Origin of the sequence: Pedobacter sp., from assembly GCF_965249885.1 — a bacterium.
Taxonomy (GTDB): domain Bacteria; phylum Bacteroidota; class Bacteroidia; order Sphingobacteriales; family Sphingobacteriaceae; genus Pedobacter.
Map to the genome: position 1 here is coordinate 3,684,847 of NZ_OZ252254.1, position 16,700 is coordinate 3,701,546.

General features: G+C 49.0%; 25 protein-coding genes. 20 read left to right on the plus strand and 5 right to left on the minus strand.

The window, feature by feature from the left end:
• The first annotated feature begins 40 nt into the window (after positions 1-40).
• The 15 genes from ACY2A0_RS15640 (at position 41) to ACY2A0_RS15710 (ending at position 11,668) form a co-directional block, all read left to right on the plus strand.
• A complete protein-coding gene (locus ACY2A0_RS15640; RefSeq protein ID WP_461791652.1) occupies positions 41-397 on the plus strand; it encodes a DUF4133 domain-containing protein in 357 nt (118 codons plus the stop codon).
• The gene (locus ACY2A0_RS15645; RefSeq protein WP_461791653.1) at positions 390-2,882 is read left to right on the plus strand and encodes a TraG family conjugative transposon ATPase; all 2,493 of its coding nucleotides are present in this window, start codon (positions 390-392) and stop codon (positions 2,880-2,882) included. The genes ACY2A0_RS15640 and ACY2A0_RS15645 overlap by 8 nt, the downstream gene beginning before the upstream one ends.
• 20 nt (positions 2,883-2,902) lie before the next feature.
• Positions 2,903-3,310: a hypothetical protein gene (locus tag ACY2A0_RS15650; protein ID WP_461791654.1), complete on the plus strand. Its 408-nt coding sequence runs from the start codon at positions 2,903-2,905 to the stop codon at positions 3,308-3,310.
• Between the two features lie 30 nt (positions 3,311-3,340).
• Complete coding sequence (locus ACY2A0_RS15655; protein ID WP_461791655.1) at positions 3,341-4,030, plus strand: conjugal transfer protein TraI; 690 nt, start codon at positions 3,341-3,343, stop codon at positions 4,028-4,030.
• A complete protein-coding gene (locus ACY2A0_RS15660) occupies positions 4,017-4,664 on the plus strand; it encodes a hypothetical protein (RefSeq protein WP_461791656.1) in 648 nt (215 codons plus the stop codon). The genes ACY2A0_RS15655 and ACY2A0_RS15660 overlap by 14 nt, the downstream gene beginning before the upstream one ends.
• Positions 4,651-5,292 carry a TerB family tellurite resistance protein gene (locus ACY2A0_RS15665; protein ID WP_461791657.1) on the plus strand — a complete coding sequence of 214 codons (642 nt, stop codon included), beginning with the start codon at positions 4,651-4,653 and terminating at the stop codon, positions 5,290-5,292. The genes ACY2A0_RS15660 and ACY2A0_RS15665 overlap by 14 nt, the downstream gene beginning before the upstream one ends.
• Before the next feature lie 20 nt (positions 5,293-5,312).
• The gene (gene traJ, locus ACY2A0_RS15670; RefSeq protein WP_461791658.1) at positions 5,313-6,491 is read left to right on the plus strand and encodes a conjugative transposon protein TraJ; all 1,179 of its coding nucleotides are present in this window, start codon (positions 5,313-5,315) and stop codon (positions 6,489-6,491) included.
• 13 nt (positions 6,492-6,504) lie between these two features.
• Positions 6,505-7,116, plus strand: coding sequence for a conjugative transposon protein TraK (gene traK / locus ACY2A0_RS15675; RefSeq protein ID WP_461791659.1), 612 nt, complete (start codon positions 6,505-6,507; stop codon positions 7,114-7,116).
• The gene (locus ACY2A0_RS15680; RefSeq protein ID WP_461791660.1) at positions 7,113-7,337 is read left to right on the plus strand and encodes a hypothetical protein; all 225 of its coding nucleotides are present in this window, start codon (positions 7,113-7,115) and stop codon (positions 7,335-7,337) included. Before traK ends, ACY2A0_RS15680 begins: the two co-directional genes overlap by 4 nt.
• Before the next feature lie 30 nt (positions 7,338-7,367).
• Positions 7,368-8,408: a conjugative transposon protein TraM gene (traM, locus tag ACY2A0_RS15685; protein WP_461791661.1), complete on the plus strand. Its 1,041-nt coding sequence runs from the start codon at positions 7,368-7,370 to the stop codon at positions 8,406-8,408.
• 25 nt (positions 8,409-8,433) lie between these two features.
• Positions 8,434-10,023 (plus strand): hypothetical protein, encoded by a 1,590-nt coding sequence (locus ACY2A0_RS15690; protein WP_461791662.1) that lies wholly within the window; start codon positions 8,434-8,436, stop codon positions 10,021-10,023.
• Between the two features lie 59 nt (positions 10,024-10,082).
• Positions 10,083-10,265 carry a histone H1 gene (locus tag ACY2A0_RS15695; RefSeq protein ID WP_461791663.1) on the plus strand — a complete coding sequence of 61 codons (183 nt, stop codon included), beginning with the start codon at positions 10,083-10,085 and terminating at the stop codon, positions 10,263-10,265.
• 328 nt (positions 10,266-10,593) lie between these two features.
• Positions 10,594-11,190, plus strand: a complete 597-nt coding sequence (locus tag ACY2A0_RS15700; protein WP_461791664.1) for a hypothetical protein — start codon at positions 10,594-10,596, stop codon at positions 11,188-11,190.
• Positions 11,135-11,359 (plus strand): hypothetical protein, encoded by a 225-nt coding sequence (locus ACY2A0_RS15705; RefSeq protein WP_461791665.1) that lies wholly within the window; start codon positions 11,135-11,137, stop codon positions 11,357-11,359. The genes ACY2A0_RS15700 and ACY2A0_RS15705 overlap by 56 nt, the downstream gene beginning before the upstream one ends.
• A gap of 3 nt (positions 11,360-11,362) precedes the next feature.
• The gene (locus tag ACY2A0_RS15710) at positions 11,363-11,668 is read left to right on the plus strand and encodes a helix-turn-helix domain-containing protein (protein ID WP_461791666.1); all 306 of its coding nucleotides are present in this window, start codon (positions 11,363-11,365) and stop codon (positions 11,666-11,668) included.
• Positions 11,669-11,694: 26 nt separating this feature from the next.
• Here the strand turns inward: ACY2A0_RS15710 and ACY2A0_RS15715 are convergent, their stop codons facing one another.
• Genes ACY2A0_RS15715 through ACY2A0_RS15735 form a run of 5 tightly spaced genes read right to left on the minus strand, consistent with a single transcriptional unit; the run spans position 11,695 to position 14,054 of the window.
• On the minus strand, positions 11,695-12,498 hold the full coding sequence (locus tag ACY2A0_RS15715) for a hypothetical protein (protein ID WP_461791667.1): 804 nt from the start codon (positions 12,496-12,498) through the stop codon (positions 11,695-11,697).
• A complete protein-coding gene (locus ACY2A0_RS15720; protein ID WP_461791668.1) occupies positions 12,479-13,423 on the minus strand; it encodes a hypothetical protein in 945 nt (314 codons plus the stop codon). Before ACY2A0_RS15720 ends, ACY2A0_RS15715 begins: the two co-directional genes overlap by 20 nt.
• On the minus strand, positions 13,424-13,624 hold the full coding sequence (locus tag ACY2A0_RS15725) for a hypothetical protein (protein WP_461791669.1): 201 nt from the start codon (positions 13,622-13,624) through the stop codon (positions 13,424-13,426). It lies immediately after the preceding gene.
• Between the two features lie 2 nt (positions 13,625-13,626).
• Positions 13,627-13,821, minus strand: coding sequence for a hypothetical protein (locus tag ACY2A0_RS15730; protein WP_461791670.1), 195 nt, complete (start codon positions 13,819-13,821; stop codon positions 13,627-13,629).
• A complete protein-coding gene (locus ACY2A0_RS15735) occupies positions 13,821-14,054 on the minus strand; it encodes a hypothetical protein (protein ID WP_461791671.1) in 234 nt (77 codons plus the stop codon). The genes ACY2A0_RS15730 and ACY2A0_RS15735 overlap by 1 nt, the downstream gene beginning before the upstream one ends.
• A gap of 411 nt (positions 14,055-14,465) precedes the next feature.
• On the opposite strand from ACY2A0_RS15735, the gene ACY2A0_RS15740 reads away from it, so the two are divergent.
• The 5 genes from ACY2A0_RS15740 (at position 14,466) to ACY2A0_RS15760 (ending at position 16,645) form a co-directional block, all read left to right on the plus strand.
• Positions 14,466-14,966, plus strand: coding sequence for a hypothetical protein (locus tag ACY2A0_RS15740; RefSeq protein ID WP_461791672.1), 501 nt, complete (start codon positions 14,466-14,468; stop codon positions 14,964-14,966).
• Between the two features lie 57 nt (positions 14,967-15,023).
• The gene (locus ACY2A0_RS15745; RefSeq protein WP_461791673.1) at positions 15,024-15,170 is read left to right on the plus strand and encodes a hypothetical protein; all 147 of its coding nucleotides are present in this window, start codon (positions 15,024-15,026) and stop codon (positions 15,168-15,170) included.
• Positions 15,167-15,646: a J domain-containing protein gene (locus tag ACY2A0_RS15750; protein ID WP_461791674.1), complete on the plus strand. Its 480-nt coding sequence runs from the start codon at positions 15,167-15,169 to the stop codon at positions 15,644-15,646. The genes ACY2A0_RS15745 and ACY2A0_RS15750 overlap by 4 nt, the downstream gene beginning before the upstream one ends.
• 46 nt (positions 15,647-15,692) lie before the next feature.
• Positions 15,693-16,130 (plus strand): DUF6908 domain-containing protein, encoded by a 438-nt coding sequence (locus ACY2A0_RS15755; protein WP_461791675.1) that lies wholly within the window; start codon positions 15,693-15,695, stop codon positions 16,128-16,130.
• Between the two features lie 293 nt (positions 16,131-16,423).
• Entirely contained in the window at positions 16,424-16,645 is a 222-nt protein-coding gene (locus ACY2A0_RS15760; RefSeq protein ID WP_461791676.1) for a DUF3560 domain-containing protein, read from the plus strand.
• The last annotated feature ends 55 nt before the right edge of the window (positions 16,646-16,700 follow it).

A 16,700-nucleotide genomic window follows, 5' to 3' on the forward strand; every position in this document is an offset into this window, starting at 1 on the left:
CTTTAGGCTTTAAGCTTTCTGCAAATTAAATTTTATAGGTATGAGTTTGGTATTTCAGATTAACAAAGGTGTCAATAAGCCAATGGTATTTCAGGGGCTTCAGGGGCAATATATTGCCTGGCTGGCCATTGGGCTGGTACTGCTGTTGGTGGGGTTTGCGCTGGGCTATGTGTCCGGACTATCGGTGTATGCTTTGTTGCCGTCGGTATTCGCACTGGGAGGTGGATTATTTTGGTCGGTGGGCCAGCTGTCCAAAAGGTTCGGGGCACATGGGATGGAAAAGTTCCTGGCCAGACGGGGATTGCCCAGTTACGTATGCTTCCGCTCCAGGCGGGTATTTACCGGATTGAGTCGTGCTGTTTTGCATCAAGGGTTATATAAGGGGGGAAATGATTGATATCGAAAAGATCATGCCGATCTGGAAGGTCGAGGACAGGGCAATGGTGTCGATGATGGGCGATCTTTCCATCGGTTTCAGGGTTTTATTGCCCGAGACGGGGACGCTGGACGCCGGGCAGTTCGACGCGCTACACCAGACACTGGTGCGGGCGGTCAGGGTATTGCCGGCTGGAAGTATCCTGCATAAGATGGACTGGTTTGTGCGCGATAGGGTGAAGGCGGATTTTAATTTGGGACTCGAAGGCGATGGCCATGGCTATCGCGGCGTTCTGTCCAGGGCCTCGGAAAGGCATTTTAACGAAAGGCCGTTCCTTGCCCATGAGTGCTATATTTTTCTGACGCAGAAGCCTGCCGGACGCAGGGCCTCCAGCTCTTCGTATTCGGGTGTACTGCGCAGATCTATTGCGCCTGTCAGGAGTTCCGATCAGCGATTGTTTGCCACGTTCCTCTCTGCTTGTGGGCAGTTCGAGCGTATCCTAGTGGACAGTGGGTTGGTGGGACTGTCCAGGTTGTCGGATGACGAGCTCTGTGGAACGGCGAATTCGGCTGGTATCATCGAGCGTTATCTGTTCCTGTTGGGCAAAGGGCAGCAGCCGGTGATCCGTGACGTGCACGTTTCGGGCGGGCTTAGGGTAGGTGACAAAGCAGTGGAGCTGTATACGCTTTCGGACGTGGAGCACCTTCCGGCCTATTGCGGGCCTAGGATAGACCATGCGGTCTATTCGACTGATAAGAGCAAGTATTCTATCGGGTTTGCATCGCCCCTGAGTGGTCTTTTGGACTGTAACCATATCTACTCGCAGTTTCTTTTTGTAGAGGATACCGGGACGGTGATGAAAAAAATGGAGGCCAGGAAACTGCGCCTTCAGTCCCTATCGGCCTATTCCAGGGAGAATGCGATTTCGCGCGATGCGGTGAACGACTTTCTCAACGAGGCGGTGGCTACGCAGAAGCTGCCGGTAAAGGCGCACTTTAACGTGCTGTGCTGGGGGGATAGTGAACTGGAGGTATCGGAGATTAGGAACAAGGTGGCATCTAGCATGTCGGCGATGGATGCGGTCTGCAAGCAGGAGACCGATGGAGCAGCGCAGGTCTGGTGGGCGGGCATTCCGGGCAATGCTGGCGACTTTCCGATGAACGATACCTTTGACACCTTTGCAGAGCAGGCCTGCTGTTTCCTGAACGTGGAGACAGCGTATAGGTCTTCGCTATCGCCCTTTGGAATGCGGCTGGCCGAAAGGGGGGCGGGCTATCCGGTACACGTGGATTTGTCGGACGAGCCGATGGCCAGGGGCTGGACGACCAATAGGAACAAGTTCATCATTGGGCCTTCGGGCTCGGGCAAGAGCTTTTTTACCAACCATATGCTGCGCAGTTATTATGAGCAGGGTACCCACGTGGTAGTGGTCGATGTGGGCCATAGCTATAAGGGGCTCTGCGAATTGGTGGGTGGCTATTATTTCACCTACTCGGAGGAAAGTCCGATCCGCTTCAATCCCTTTTACCTTTCGGCTGGGGACGTGCTGGATACAGAAAAGAAGGAAAGTATCAAGACTTTGCTGTTGGCACTGTGGAAGAAGGATGACGAAAGTTATTCCAGGGCGGAATATGTGGCCATCTCCAATGCGCTGACACTGTACTATGGCTATCTGGAGAAAAACCCTTCGGTATTTCCGTGCTTTAATTCCTTTTATGAGTTTTTGGTGGAGGATTATCTGGAGGTACTAAAGGATGGTAAGGTGCAGGAGCGGGATTTTAATGTGCAGAGTTTCCTGTATGTGCTCAATCCCTATTATAAGGGCGGGGAATTCGATTATCTGTTGAACGCCTCGGAGAATTTGGACCTGTTGCATGAGCGCTTTATTGTCTTTGAGATCGATACCATCAAATCGCATCCGATATTGTTTCCGGTGGTCACGCTGATCATCATGGAACTGTTCATCTCCAAGATGCGGAAATTAAAGGGCGTGCGCAAGCTGATCTGCATCGAGGAGGCCTGGAAGGCGATTTCTGGGGCTGGAATGGCAGATTACCTGAGGTTTCTGTTCAAGACGGTGCGCAAGTTCTTTGGAGAGGCGGTGGTGGTGACCCAGGAGATCGAGGATATCATTTCCTCGCCAATCGTCAAGCAGGCGATCATCAACAATGCCGATTGTAAGATATTATTGGACCAGTCGAAATACCAGAACAAATTTGATCAGGTGCAGGAGCTTCTGGGACTGACCGATAGGGAGCGGGCGCAGGTGCTGTCGATGAACCGGAACAATGACCCCGGGCTGAAGTATAAGGAGGTGTTTATCTCTCTGAGCGGACAGGTGAGCAAGGTGTACCGTACGGAGCTCAGTCTGACCGAGTATTTGACCTATACTACCGAGGAGCGGGAGAAGCTGAAGGTAGCGGCTTATGCCGCTAAGTACGGCGACTACGCCCTTGGGGTCGCCGCACTTGCGGCTAAGATCGTCCGTGGTGAGGAAGTATTGTAAACTTTTTAAATGTTAGGAAAATGGAAAGATCAATGATGTTGAAGAAGCCTATTTGGATGGATAGTGTGGGGCTTTGTATTGGAATGTTGCTTTTAATGGTGTTGTTTTTTACGGGCTGTCGAGCTGAGCTCCAGCCCAGCTTTGAGGGGGTTTTTGTGCATTCGGCAAGTTCGGAGTTCAGCGAGGCCTGTGATACGCTGCGTATAGAAAAGACGGATGAGGGGAGGTATGTGCTGCGCCGCAGTACGGGAATTATCCTGATCGATGGACAGGGCAAAAAAGCTCAGCCCATTATCGACAGGGAAATCTGGAACATGGAGCTGGATGTAGAGAAAGGGTTGCTGTTGGAGCGTAGCAAGGGGCGTCAGTTGTGGTTGGAGAGAGATGGGCTGCGCCTGGAAAATGCCATGTATAAACGTTTGCCCTAGGGTATGGATAAATAATTAAGAAAGGGAGGTATGAGTATATTGAGAACATACAGGGTCGTGCTGCCGCTGAGCGCGGCACTGATCCTATTTTCGATGCCCGATGGGGCCAGCGCCCAGTTGGCCGTGGCGGAGGTCATCAAGGCCGGGGTCAAAAAGGTGATCAGAGCGGTGGACCTGAAGGTGCAGCGGCTGCAGAACAAGACTATATGGCTGCAGAATGCCCAGAAGGTGGTGGAGAACCAGCTCTCAAAGTTCAAGCTGGGGGAGATTTCCGATTGGACAGAACGTCAGCGCAAGCTGTATGCGGGCTATTATGAGGAACTGCGCAAGGTAAAGTCGGTAATTGCAAGCTACCAGCGTATCCGTGAGATGGCCAGCGTGCAGGGTGATATCCTATCGGAATATAAATGGGCCATTGGGAAATTCCGCAGGGACAGCCATTTCTCTGCGTCGGAGCTCTCGCAGATCGAAGAGGTCTATGGCGGGATGTTGGAGCAGAGCATCAAGAACCTGGACCAGCTCTTTGTGGTGGTGAATTCGTTTAAAACGCAAATGAGCGATGCGGCCCGTTTGGAGCTGATCGATGCTGCCGCAGGGGCGATGGAGCAGAACTATAACGAGCTGCGCCAATTTGGCCAGCAGAATATTGGACTTTCTATCGAAAGGGCCAAATCGGAACTGGAGGTGAAGACTTTAAAACAGGTGTATGAGATCAAGTAAGAGGGCTATTGGTTTTTTGGTTGGTTTGGTGTTTGGTTGTGCCACTATTACAGTTCAGGCCCAAACGTTCAGCGAGTGGTTCCGACAAAAACATACGCAGAAGAAATACCTGCTCGAGCAGATTGCTGCGCTAAAGGTCTATACGGGCTATGTGAAAAAGGGCTACGGGATTGCTAGGGACGGTTTGGGACTGGTGCGCGACATCACCGATGGTGAGTTCAAACTGCACGAACTGTTCATTTCTGGACTAAAAAAGGTGTCACCTGTTATTGGTGGTGACGTTAGGTTGGCAGAGATCATGGTGTTGGAATTGTCTGTGCTACGCTCCTTTAAGGGGCTGTTGGAGATGGAGGGGCTTTCGGTGGACCATCTGGACTACCTGCTGGAAGTGAAATCCGCTGTGGTATCCAATGGTCTTGCTGACCTAGAGGAACTGCTGCTAGTGGTTACTTCTGGCAGGGTGGAAATGACCGATGACCAGCGGATCGCAAGGTTGAACGGGATCTACGAGAGGACGCTCGAGCGTCACGGATTTGCCCAGCGCTTTTCGGGGCAGGTTGTTGGACTGTTGAAGCAAATGGAAATGGAAGGGAAATCTTTAAAAGCTTTGGGAGGTTTTTATGGCAAGGATTAGATTATATGTAAGTGTATTGGCTGTACTTTTTAGCTGTGCTTTGAGTATTGTAGCTAGTGCGCAGAGTGCCGAGGTACAACAGCTGATGCTCAATGTTGAAAAATTGAGCCAATTGAAAAATATCCTATCGGATATGAAGCGTGGCTATACCATATTAAGCGGCGGATATAATACGGTGAAGAACATTGCCCAGGGCAATTTCAGCCTACACGAGGTGTTTTTGGACGGGCTGATGGTGGTCTCTCCCGAGGTGCGGAAATACCATAAGGTGGCAGAGATCCTGCGCTTTCAGGTGGATATCCTTTCGGGCTATAAATCTGCCCTAAAAAGGTTTTCGGTGGCCGAGGTATTTTCGTCTTCGGACAGGGACTATCTGAAAAGGGTCTATGGCAGGCTGAACAAAGGGAGTTTGCAGAATTTGGACAGGCTGTTGATGGTGGTGACCTCCTCCAAGCTGCGCATGGATGATAGTGAGCGGCTTTCGGCCATCGACCGTATCCATGCCGATATGTCCGATAAGCTGTTATTCCTGCGTGCCTTTAACCGGGACGTGGGGCTGCTCGAACTGCAGCGGTCTAAAGCCGGGGCGGAGATGAGATCTGTCCGGGAGATGTTCAGGGAGCAATAAAAAAGAAAGGTAAGATTTTTATGAAGAGGATTTTTTTGGCCGCCGTACTGGTGGCCGCAGGGCTGCTTTTGCCCCAATTGTTATACGCCCAGAGCTGGCTTTCGGGCAGTATTGCTGGGTTGCAGCCCGTTTTGGAACGGGTGTATGCGGAGATGATGCCGCTGTGCTCGGGACTGATCGGGGCGGCCCGTGGGCTAGCGGGCTTTGGGGCGCTATGGTATATTGCCAGTCGGGTGTGGAAGCACCTTGCTGCTGCCGAGCCGGTGGATTTCTATCCGTTGTTGCGGCCCTTTGGATTGGGGCTGGCCATCCTGCTCTTTCCGATGGTGATCAGCGTGATGAACGGGATACTAGAGCCGGTTTCATCGGCTACCGGAGGGATGGTGAAAAATAGCAATAGGGCAATCGAGGCATTGCTCAAGCAGAAGGAGGCGGCGATCAAGCGCTCGGCCCACTGGCAGATGTACGTGGGGGAGACGGGCTCCGGAAATGAGGACAAGTGGTATAAATATACCCATCCCGAGGACCCGGGAAGGGAAAAGGAGGGCATGTTCGAGGGCATCGGCAATAGCATGAGGTTCTGGATGGATAGGAATTTCTATAATTTCAAGAACTCGATCAAGCAATGGATGTCGGAGATCTTACAGGTGCTGTTTGCCGCGGCAACGCTCTGCATCAATACCATTAGGACCTTCTATCTGATCGTACTAGCTATTTTGGGACCGCTGGTGTTCGGTTTTGCGGTCTATGATGGTTTCCAGCATACGCTGACGGTCTGGCTAGCCCGCTACGTGAACATTTTCATGTGGCTGCCGGTGGCCAATATCTTCGGTAGCATCCTGGGCAAGATACAGGAACAGATGTTGCGCATCGATATCTCCCAGATCGGCCAGGCGGGGGATACCTTCTTTTCGCCCTCGGATTTTGCGTACCTCGTGTTTCTGTGCATTGGTATCGTGGGCTATTTTACCGTGCCGAACGTGGCCAATTATATCGTCCATGCCGGGGGCGGCAATGCGATCCTGCAGAAGGTGAACACGCTGGTGGCTGCCGGTGGCAGTTCTGGTATGGGTGCGCTCAAATCGGGGATGGGCATGGCCTACGACCGTTTTGGCGATGCCAAGCGCATGACTGGGCACGGCATGGCAGAGGCCTCGGGCAATGATTATTTCAAGGATAAAATTCAGGGAGGGAAATAAGATGCTATCACAATTGAAGAATATCGATACGGCCTTCCAGCACATCAAGCGCTTTAGCCTTTTTCTGATCACGGCCTGCGTTCTGGTCTCTGGATTTTCGGTCTACATGAGCTATCGCATGGTACGCAAGGTACAGGGGACGATCTATATCCTTTCCAGTGGAAAGGTATTGGAGGCGGTGGCCGGACTGCGCAGGGACAATGTGGCCGTGGAGGCCCGTGACCATATCAAAACCTTTCATCATTGGTTCTTTACCCTTGACCCGGATGACAAGGTAATTAGGGCTAATGTCGCTAGGGCCTTGAATCTGGCAGATGAAACGGCAAGGCGGAACTATGAGAGTTTGAAGGAACAGGGTTTCTATAATAACCTGATCTCGGCCAATGTCTCCCAAAAGATCGAGGTGGACAGTATTCAACTGGATATCTCCGAGCATCCCTACCGCTTTAGGTGCTATGCCACCCAGAAGCTGATCAGGTCCAGTTCCTCTGCCACGCGAAAGCTGGTGACCCAGGGGGAACTGCGCCAGGTGGGCAGCTCGGACAATAATCCCCATGGACTATTGATACAGAAATGGGAGACGGTCTCCAATGAGGATGTTACAGAGAAGGGGGAACTGCCATGAGGTTGTTCGGAAAGGCTAAAAAGGAAGAGTTGAGCAGGGGACAGGAGGCTTTTGCTGTGCGCATGGCTGATCGGATATGTACCCTGCAGCGCAGGGTTTCTGACAGGCTGAACAGGCTGACGGCTGGTTTTGGCCGCAGTACTTGGATTTTTTTACTGGTGCTGGGCTGCACGGGATTTGGGAGCTATTGCGCCTATCTGGTTTGGAACGCATTTAATTAATTGAAGGTTGAACCATAAAAAACAAAAAGGATGAAAAGAAAGAGAATGGAAACAAGGCAGGTATTGCTGCTATTGCCTCTACTGGTGCTGCCGATGCTGGCAGGGGCATTCTATGCCCTGGGTGGTGGTAGAAAGGTGGCAGTGGAAAAGATAGTGATGGGTTCGGGACTGAAGGTCTCTCTGCCAGAGGCCAGGTTTAACGCCGATACGCTCGAGGGCAAGATGTCGGTCTATGACCGGGCGCAAAAATCGGGTGCCGACAGCTCGCTCTCGGGTATGGATGTGGTGGCAGAGAGGCTGGGCTTTTCGGCACTAGAGGAAGATCCAAAGGTAGCTGCAATCAATGAGCGGCTGTCCATGCTAAATGCAGAGATGGCCAGGGGTGAGCAGAACCCACCTGCTAGTGGTCGTCGTGCGCTCAGGGATGGAAGTGGTGCCGAAGTGGAAAAACTGGAGCGGCTGATGCAGGGTATGCAGAATGGAAGCAGTGGTGAAGATGCCGAGATGAAGCAGTTGTCTTCAATACTGGAGCGTATCCAGGAGATTGGGGACCCTGAGCTGGCCAGGTTGAAGTATAAGTCTGCTGTGGGTGATGGGGCCAGTATCGATAGTGTGTTCGGTGCTATTCCCGCGGTCATCGATGGCAACCAGAAGGCCGTGCAGGGCTCGGTGGTGAAACTGAAGCTTTTGGACACGGTGATGATCGGGGGCTACCTGATTCCAAGGGGCTATAACTTGTACGGGTTGGGGAGTTTTTCCAACCAGCGGCTGAATTTGGAGATACGCAATATCCGCGTGGGCAATTCGATCATTCCCGTTCGCCTGACGGTATTTGATAGGAAAGATGCGATGGTGGGAATCAATGCTCCCGAGGCGCTGCTGTCCGATGCCGTCCGTGGTGGCGGGGTTGACGCGATGGGCAGCTTTGGGATGATGGGGATGGATTTGACCACCCAATTGGCCGGGGCCGGTATCGATGCGGCAAGGGGGCTGCTTTCCAAAAAGCTGAAGCGCATTCGCCAGCCGTTGAAGAATGGTTATCAGGTACTGTTGAGGCTTGAAAAGCACTAATGGGATGTGGCATAGCCTGGGGGAAATGGTGCAGCGGATCGGTGCTGCTGGCCTAGAGATCGATGGCCTGGAGGAAAAACTGGGCGGGCTTTTGGCCAATGGCCAGGACCATGGCGTGCTGACCTTTGATGTTCCCGTGGGAACGCAGGAGCAGCGGCTGAACGTGGAACTGGATATCTATCAGGAGGACGGGAAGTACCTGCTCTGGCACCATTATTATTTGCGCTCGCCTAGGGAGGCGGGCGGCTTTGAGCATTTTGTGAACAATAACATCGATAGTGCCGAATTGGAACAGCGATTTGCCAAGCTGGACTGGTCTGGGGGGATGGAAGAGAAGCACTGGTCGGCGATTGCTGGCATCGACGCTTTCGGGGCCGGTTATGCCGGGCGAAATGAGGAATACCAGCGGATGATTTTGGCAGTGGCCGAGGGGCTACTTTGCAGGTATCTGGGCGGTAGGCCCGCCGAAGCGGTGGTACTCTCTGCTACACCAGCTTACCGTGACCTGCTGTACCAGCCACATTTTTATTGGTCGGAGGTGCCGTTGGAATATGCCATCAGAAAGATTTATGAACCGAAACTGGGCGAGTGGCCGGTTTCTAAAATAAGCAATATGAATATCAACAAGATGAATTTGGAGAACCTGCAGGCCGAGATGCGTGCGCTGAAGGTAGATGAGCAGCTGATTACTGCCATGGAAAAGGAAATGGGCAGGGGAAGACCGCTGTTCGAGCTGCGTGCAGCGGTGCTGATCGATAGGGGGCAGATGGACCTGACGCTGCATTTCAAGCAGTCGGGCTCCAGTGAGTTCTATTACATGAACCGCTATGAGATCTCGATGACCAGTGCCAAGCCACTAGAGGCGGGTAGGCAATATTTTGCGATCTCCAACGAGAAGAACGAAAAGGGGGAGCAGGTTTACAAGTCCTTTGTGAATGCGGCAGAGGCCATGGAGTATTTCAAGGCGACCCCGGGCGTGAAGGAGCTTGCCGTGGGCAAGACGCCGGGCGACAAGTTTACGCTCGCTACGCGTGATGCGGTAAAGGTGGATTATGTGGACAAGGATTTTAAGCTGGCCTATTATGGCACGATCAGGACCAATACCTTTTATGTGGACAGGGGCAAGGGGATCAACGTACAGCAGGGCATCAATTTGATGCAGGGGCGTGCGATCTATCGTGATGACCTGGTGAACCGTGGTACGAATGAGGTCTACAAGGCCTGGAACACCTTTGAGTTCAACGAGGCCAAGGATAAGTATGGCAACTTTAAGATCAAGCAATATGGGGAGAACTATGGTGTGGATGTGATCAAGGAACTGGGAAGTTACAACATCAAGGAACTGGCCGATCCGAAAAAGGAGGCGGAGATCATTGCCCAGCTGAAGGATGGCCATAGGCCATTGGTGACGGTGAAGGATGCCGAAGGGACCGAGCAGCAGCTGCGCATCGAGGCGATGCCGAGGTATGGCAACTTTAATTTCTATAGGGCCGACGGCAAGATGGAAAAGCGCGAGCAGTTCCAAAAACAGCCGATCTTAGCTACGGGAAAGGGTAAATCACAGGGACAGGAGAAAAAGGCGGGCAAGGGACAGTCGCAGGGCATGTCCGTGTAGTTTTCTGTTTGTGTTTTTGTAGATAGATTTTTATTTTCGAACCTTAAAATTAGGATTATATGAACTCATTTGAAAAATTGAAAGAATTGGTTGCTGCTACCGAAGCGGATGCAACTGCTTTTTATGCCAAGGGCAACAAGGCTGCCGGTACACGTTTGAGAAAAGCGTACATGGAAATCAAGTACTTGGCTTCTGCTGGACGTAACGAGGTTACCGAGCTGAAGAATAAGGAAAGCAAATAATTTTAAAAGTAATTTGGGAACTATAGGGGCCACCGATTTTTCGGTGGCCTTTTTTTGTGCGATATCGGAAAATGTTTGGGTGATGAAAAAAAGAAATGGAGATACAGCCGAAGCCATATCCCCATCATCTAAATTAACGCTCTCAATATAAAGTTATGTAGAATGTCTTGAATGGCCGTCATGTTAGTGTCACAACGCTGAAGCCTATTGCTGCCAACTATCTTTGATAGCATCAGGCGGCTGCTTGTTGGTTTCTGGTATTTGTTTAAAGAAATAAATTTGTAGTTAATTTTTGTTTTTATTAACTTTGGGTAATAATTGTGTGTCGATGAGCAATTCTCTTTTCTCTAAATCTAAGATCGATGGACTGAAAAAGTTCCAAGAGTCAACGCTGTTGGAGTGGGAAAACATCTTTGTGGATAGCTTTAAGTCCGGACAAAAAATAACTTACAGCGAAGGCACGGAATGGATAGATGCTACAGCGCTTACTGGTAAGCTATGGGAGTATCTGAATAGGTACACAGGGCCTGTTACGAAAAAGGTAGTTTGGGATTGGGATAAGGGTTTCTACAGCATTGTTGACATTCCGTTATCAGAACAACGCACTGTTTTGGAGATACAAAGACTGACCTTCCTGGATGTTCTGGGCTTAGTGGCAGCACTTTATTCCCATCTCAGTAAAAGGTTAAGATCTATCTCAAGGCAGATTGGCCAAGAAGAGCGCAAGCTTGAAGGCCTGGTCAGGGACAAAAGGGCATGTTTCCGTGCGATCGTAAGGATGCTCTTTAAGAATTTGGATGATGAACATGATACTGTAAATAACTTTCAAGACAACGCTCGAGCAGGTTATTTACCATTAAAACAATATCATGAACATCAAGTATATCGTAGAGTTGCGCTCCAAGTTGGAGGAATTGCAGCATAAACCTAAAAAACTAAGTAAACAACAAAAAGCGCTGATTGTGGAGGCACAGGAAATCCTTTCGGATGCCGAGCAGCAGTATAAAAACAATACAGATTGGAAGACAATCGCCGATATGGTGGTACAGGGGGCAACGCTGGTGTTGCAGTTGCTGCGTTGGCACGGAGGTTAAAAAATGAATATAGGCAGAGCCATTAAGAAACTAAGAAAACAACAGTCGCTGAACCAATCTGAGCTGGCCGAAAGGGTGGGGATGACCCAGACTTCGCTATCGCAGATCGAATCGGGTGCGAAGAAACCTAACAGTGGTAGTCTGAAGAAGATCTGTGATTATTTCGGGGTACCCGAACTGGTCATCTATCTGTTGGCCACAGATATGGAGGATATTCCCGAGCATAACCGGGAGATGTTCGAAAAGATCTTTCCGAGCGTATCGGGCCTGTTGTTGGATGTCTTTAATGTGCCAAAGGAACTAAGGTAAAAAAGCGGTCATGTTGTCCGCCTTTTTTATTTCTTTACTAGGCCAGTTGAATCTTTGTGCTGGATTGTGATCGAGTCTCTCTTGGCTGATTGCTCGGACTTGGATTTTTTGTTAACCGAAGTGTCAAGTTTGATGTTTTGGCCTTGACTTCTGTTTAATTTGATCTCTTTTCCGACCGAATTTTTGTCCTTTTTGATCGGGTCTTGCGTCATCTGTTTTTCGATAAGTGCGGTCAGAAAGAAAGCTGCAAAAAGGATTATTCCGTTGCGTACAAGTACCAGCACAGCATTGGTCCTGTTCTGGACCTTTAGGTTGATGGCGTCGTTCAACAGTTTTGCCCTTAAAAGTTCTTTGATGTCGTTTTGTGGCTTTGGAACTGATAGTTTTATTTTATTGGTTTCATCATCAAATGTAATTTCAGAGGTGGAATCGTGAAATTCGATAGGAACCAATGCCTTCAGTGCTAGAACAGCCGCACCTACGAAGTAACAGATGCTTAATCCTAGGCAGGCCAATACACAGATGTCGATCAAGCTACCCGAAGATGAATTCACATCTTTTAGGCAGAAGGTGACGGCAGTGATGGAAACCGAAACGACAAATAATATCGATTTGATTTTGTCTTCCAGCCCTTTTTTCCTGTCCAATTGGTTCTGTAGGTCGTTAAGCAACTGAGTGGTAAAGTTTTCAATTTCCTTTTTGGGGTGGTCAAAATCCGAAACTTTTTTTAGTGCTGCTATCCTTGGGGTAATAAACTTTTTAGCTACCCAGTTTGAGTATAGCCCAGGCAGTACCTGTTGGCTTAAGAAATTATTGCCCCAGATTTTCATCGACTAAAACTTTAACTATCATTTTATCAAATTCGATACCTGTATTTTTCTGGAGCCAAGACCATTCGCCCGTTGGATTTACTTCGATAAAGTAATAATCGGAATCATGTATGACCAGATCGATCGCTCCGAAAACAAGATTTAGGCTACGACAGAAATCAAAACATTTATTCTCGATTTCTAAGGGAAGTTGGACGATTTCATAAATAATCTTGCCGTCATGTTTCCGCCAGTCATCGGCGATGGGATTTTCGCTTTTTATAGCTATGGCAACCAGTTTCTTGCCAATAACGGTGATCCGGAGATCTGTTTTTGGCGTTAAGGCCTGTTGGATAAAAAACGGAGAGTCATAAGTACAATCTTCTAGTTCTGCCCCTTCCACGATGTTTGTGTAGACAAATGCCTCGCTATCCCCCTTGCTTATGATGGCCGCATCGATGGACTTGATTGCTAAAAGCCCAGTGCTTTTTGAAGTGTAATTTGTGATGTTGGAATTCGGAACTTTAAATCCATGTTTGAAAGCATATTTTAGCTGGAAAGCCTTAATTTCAGCTTTGTAGGTGTCGGCAGGATGATTGACCCATTTTACATTTTCAAATACGATCAGTGCACGGATAAAGGCGGCCCATTGCGTGATGAAAAGCTGCTCCTGTTCGGTATAGCTGTCTTTAAATATTTCGCGCAGGAATGTTGGTGCACGGAAATAGATACTTTTAAGGCTCTCTTCGGTGAAAAGAAACTCTTTATTGCCAATTTGTACCCTTAGGCTTGGAGCAACTGGATCGAAATTTATTTTGTATTCTCCAAGCTGGTCACGATTAAGCCTGAGGTAGCTTTCATTCTGCGAATGTAGTCTGGCGGTGATCAGGTCGGTAGAAAAGTCGTATTTGTTGGATATGATCAGGATCTTTGGAGTGGAGCGCATCTATTTATATTTTTTGTCTTCTCCTGTTTCAACATCAAATTTCTTTGAACCTACACCAGCAAACTCTTTGCCTTCGACCAGTAGTTCTCCATTACCATTTTTCCAATATCCTTCAAGGTCGCAATAGCTGAATTGCTCTGGAGGATTGATAAGTGCCCTTTGTTCAAGGCTTGAGGCTGAAGTTAATAATATATGTTTCATTCTTATTTTTGATCTTCACCAGTTTCTAAATCTCTTTTTTTGCTTCCAATTCCAGGAAATGTTGCATCGAAAACTAGTAGATTACCATTTTCCCTAGAAAGCCAATAACCATTTATTTCATCATAATAAAACGAGATGGAGGGGACAGGGAAAATGATTTTTCGGTTACTTGAACCTCTGAGCAGAATATGTTCCATTATTTTTGGTCTTCGCCGATCTCTATATCCTTTTTCTTGGATGCCACTCCGCTAAATTCCGGGTGTTCGAAAAGCAGATTACCGTTTGAAGTATCGGTCCAGGCTCCAAGCTCGACACGGTAATTGAAGCCAGAAGGGATGACAAAATCTCTAACCTTGCGAAAGTCTACATTTTTTAAGAGGATATGTTGCTTTTCCATACCTAAATCTACAAAAAATAAATTCCATTTCAAATTTAGGGACTTATTCCTTGCGGCAATGAAACTGGCACGCCGTATCTACGACTGCCCCCGCCCGGAGCTGAAGACGGTATATCATCCGTAATCCCGATGACGATCGGCCCTTTGTCTATAGCTGATTTTTTAACTTTTTCTTTTTTCTCCTTCGAAGGTTTCTGGGCGTGGATAGGGAGATTTTCCAAACTTTTTGCGCACAAAAATCTGAAGTAACCGTCTGCCGGGACAAGACTTTCCTTGCGGTTTGCTCAAAAAAAATCTCCACGCCTCGCTTTGCTCGGGTCGTATTTTTTTTTGGCAAAGTCTTGTCCGTTGCCGCTTCCTTCAGTTGGGGGTGACTATCAAAAAGCAGGAAAGGGCTTCCGCCAGAAATGTAGTACGGCGGTTTTCACTTAATTTTTTTTAGTCATGGGAAACGAAGTTAAAGAGAACGGAAAACCAAATGTGAATGCAGCTGGGACGGACAAGGCGCCAAAGTATGTGGCGGGAAATCCCGTAAATGTGGATTCCAAAAAGTCGGAAGAGGGAAAGACACCAGCACCTGCTGGTCCTACAGCTACCGAGGCCACCAAAAAGGAGCTCAGGTCACAGTTGGCAGGCAACCAGCCTGCGGCAAACCTGGAGCAGACGCTCAAAAAGATCAAGGAACTGGGCAGGCTTTCCCACCAGCGCGACAAGCTGATCTTGACCATTGATAACCTGGACAGCTTTGAGGTCAAACAGCTGGATGAGGCCGAGGAGACCAACCTGAACCATTTCCAGCGCTGTGAGCTGACCATCAGGGATGATGTGGGCAATGATTTCAGTACGAAAAATCCCTTTATCATCAATGTGGTGGCGGGCAATATCAAAAGCCTCTGCATCGAGAAGCTGGCAGAAGTGGAAGCACAGATTTCACTGAACCTTTAATCTTTAATGCCTCCCGAGCGGTCGGGAGGCGATTTTTCAATTTAAAATTTTATCGAGATGGAAGAGGTATTTATCGAGTTTTTGGATGGTTTATATACACCTGGTTATGGTGCCGAGTTTAGGGACGACAATCCCGATGCCTTTTACAGGCAGCTGAATGAGTTCGCTGAAATGTACAGTTTCCCAAAGGTGATGCCGGTATGAAGTGGTTCAATGAGTGTACAAGCCTTGACCAGGTCAAGGCTTTGTATAAAAAGTTGGCAAAACAGCATCATCCCGACCTTGGGGGCGATACGCTGACCATGCAGGAGATCAACAGGGAGTATGCCTTTGCAAGTGCCAGGGTGATCCGGGGTGAAGGCCTAAGTGAAGAGGAGACTGAACACCAGATTTTGTCTTCGGAAGTGTACCGAAGTGCCCTAGAGGCAATCGTGCATCTGGATGGGATTACCATCGAGGTAGTTGGTTGGTGGATCTGGGTGAGGGGCAACACCAAGCCGTTGAGGGCAGAGCTGAAGGCGGCGGGCTATTTCTTTGCCGGCAGGAAACTGGCCTGGTACTTCCGTACCGCCGATTACAAGGTGTCGCGGGGTGGCAAAAAATCATTGGATGAGATAAGGGCAAAGTATGGGAGCGAGGTTATCGGTGGAAAACGTGCACGCCCCTGGCTATCCCGTTAAATGTTAATCTAAAGCGGAGGTGCAACCGTCCAAAGGGCGCAACGATATGAAAACATTGGATCTAAAAAGTACAGAAATATTCTGCCTGCTGATGGCCTCGATGAAAGGTGAACAGCATCTGAAAATAGAGAACGAACCTTATATGGCCCTGACCATTGAAAGGATGGATGATGCCTATGGTGAGGAAGCCTCCCTATACAGCCTGTGCCATTATTATGAATTGAACGGTGACCTGATGCAGGATCCCGAGATGTGCTTTGTGGTAGTGGATGCCAGGACATCCGAAAAACCTGGCTATGAACAGGTACAGGTGACGCCCTATTATTTTGCACAGGCAAACCTTGTTTTCTATGAGCAGAGCATCGTGTTCGATCATGGGGTGATGAAAAGGTGTGATGATGAGCTGCAGCATGGACAGGTGGAGTTTGCCGGTATCTGGTTGAAGAACATCAGGGAACAGGGTTATTTGCAAAGGTTAATTTGACGGTGATGGAAAACAGCAGTTTTGTGCCACAGGAGCCGTAGGAGATGAAGTATCACGAACATTTCGACTATTGGGTATGTGCCTTCGGCAATTTTGAGAAGGCCGAAGGTTTTATGGCCTGTAGCCCAAAGGGCGATCTGATCAGTCCGCTTGGCGCTGAATTCTGCCGATGTGAACGTTGCGGGATGGTGATACACCGTGAGAGCAGACAGATGGTCGGGGTGAACCCATGTCCCGATAGGGGAAGATTTTAAAGCTAGAGCGGAGGCGCAACCGTACAAAGGGCGCATTTAATGATGAAACATGATTTTGAAGAGCGCAGGCAAAAGCGCATAGACAGTGCAAGGAAAAGGGCCCAGAAAAATGGGCAGGAAGCAGATTCGCTGTACGGTTCGGCGATGGAAATGGCTCGCCAAATCCCGATGGGCCAGCCTATACTTGTGGGACACCATTCCGAAAAGGCGGACCGCAGGTATCGGGAGAAGACATCCGGTATTCTCACATCAGAAAATTAAAAAAATCAATCTCTACTAGAGATTGATTTTTTTATAAAAGGACTAAAAAGATATC

What these genes read in the sequence shown, in the direction of transcription:
- ACY2A0_RS15640 (WP_461791652.1), top strand. Translation starts at nt 41, where the DNA reads ATGAGTTTGGTATTTCAGATTAACAAAGGTGTCAATAAGCCAATGGTA.
- ACY2A0_RS15645 (WP_461791653.1), top strand. Translation starts at nt 390, where the DNA reads ATGATTGATATCGAAAAGATCATGCCGATCTGGAAGGTCGAGGACAGG.
- ACY2A0_RS15650 (WP_461791654.1), top strand. Translation starts at nt 2,903, where the DNA reads ATGGAAAGATCAATGATGTTGAAGAAGCCTATTTGGATGGATAGTGTG.
- ACY2A0_RS15655 (WP_461791655.1), top strand. Translation starts at nt 3,341, where the DNA reads ATGAGTATATTGAGAACATACAGGGTCGTGCTGCCGCTGAGCGCGGCA.
- ACY2A0_RS15660 (WP_461791656.1), top strand. Translation starts at nt 4,017, where the DNA reads ATGAGATCAAGTAAGAGGGCTATTGGTTTTTTGGTTGGTTTGGTGTTT.
- ACY2A0_RS15665 (WP_461791657.1), top strand. Translation starts at nt 4,651, where the DNA reads ATGGCAAGGATTAGATTATATGTAAGTGTATTGGCTGTACTTTTTAGC.
- traJ (WP_461791658.1), top strand. Translation starts at nt 5,313, where the DNA reads ATGAAGAGGATTTTTTTGGCCGCCGTACTGGTGGCCGCAGGGCTGCTT.
- ACY2A0_RS15680 (WP_461791660.1), top strand. Translation starts at nt 7,113, where the DNA reads ATGAGGTTGTTCGGAAAGGCTAAAAAGGAAGAGTTGAGCAGGGGACAG.
- traM (WP_461791661.1), top strand. Translation starts at nt 7,368, where the DNA reads ATGAAAAGAAAGAGAATGGAAACAAGGCAGGTATTGCTGCTATTGCCT.
- ACY2A0_RS15690 (WP_461791662.1), top strand. Translation starts at nt 8,434, where the DNA reads ATGGTGCAGCGGATCGGTGCTGCTGGCCTAGAGATCGATGGCCTGGAG.
- ACY2A0_RS15695 (WP_461791663.1), top strand. Translation starts at nt 10,083, where the DNA reads ATGAACTCATTTGAAAAATTGAAAGAATTGGTTGCTGCTACCGAAGCG.
- ACY2A0_RS15700 (WP_461791664.1), top strand. Translation starts at nt 10,594, where the DNA reads ATGAGCAATTCTCTTTTCTCTAAATCTAAGATCGATGGACTGAAAAAG.
- ACY2A0_RS15705 (WP_461791665.1), top strand. Translation starts at nt 11,135, where the DNA reads ATGAACATCAAGTATATCGTAGAGTTGCGCTCCAAGTTGGAGGAATTG.
- ACY2A0_RS15710 (WP_461791666.1), top strand. Translation starts at nt 11,363, where the DNA reads ATGAATATAGGCAGAGCCATTAAGAAACTAAGAAAACAACAGTCGCTG.
- ACY2A0_RS15715 (WP_461791667.1), bottom strand. Translation starts at nt 12,498, where the DNA reads ATGAAAATCTGGGGCAATAATTTCTTAAGCCAACAGGTACTGCCTGGG.
- ACY2A0_RS15720 (WP_461791668.1), bottom strand. Translation starts at nt 13,423, where the DNA reads ATGCGCTCCACTCCAAAGATCCTGATCATATCCAACAAATACGACTTT.
- ACY2A0_RS15725 (WP_461791669.1), bottom strand. Translation starts at nt 13,624, where the DNA reads ATGAAACATATATTATTAACTTCAGCCTCAAGCCTTGAACAAAGGGCA.
- ACY2A0_RS15730 (WP_461791670.1), bottom strand. Translation starts at nt 13,821, where the DNA reads ATGGAACATATTCTGCTCAGAGGTTCAAGTAACCGAAAAATCATTTTC.
- ACY2A0_RS15740 (WP_461791672.1), top strand. Translation starts at nt 14,466, where the DNA reads ATGGGAAACGAAGTTAAAGAGAACGGAAAACCAAATGTGAATGCAGCT.
- ACY2A0_RS15745 (WP_461791673.1), top strand. Translation starts at nt 15,024, where the DNA reads ATGGAAGAGGTATTTATCGAGTTTTTGGATGGTTTATATACACCTGGT.
- ACY2A0_RS15750 (WP_461791674.1), top strand. Translation starts at nt 15,167, where the DNA reads ATGAAGTGGTTCAATGAGTGTACAAGCCTTGACCAGGTCAAGGCTTTG.
- ACY2A0_RS15755 (WP_461791675.1), top strand. Translation starts at nt 15,693, where the DNA reads ATGAAAACATTGGATCTAAAAAGTACAGAAATATTCTGCCTGCTGATG.
- ACY2A0_RS15760 (WP_461791676.1), top strand. Translation starts at nt 16,424, where the DNA reads ATGATGAAACATGATTTTGAAGAGCGCAGGCAAAAGCGCATAGACAGT.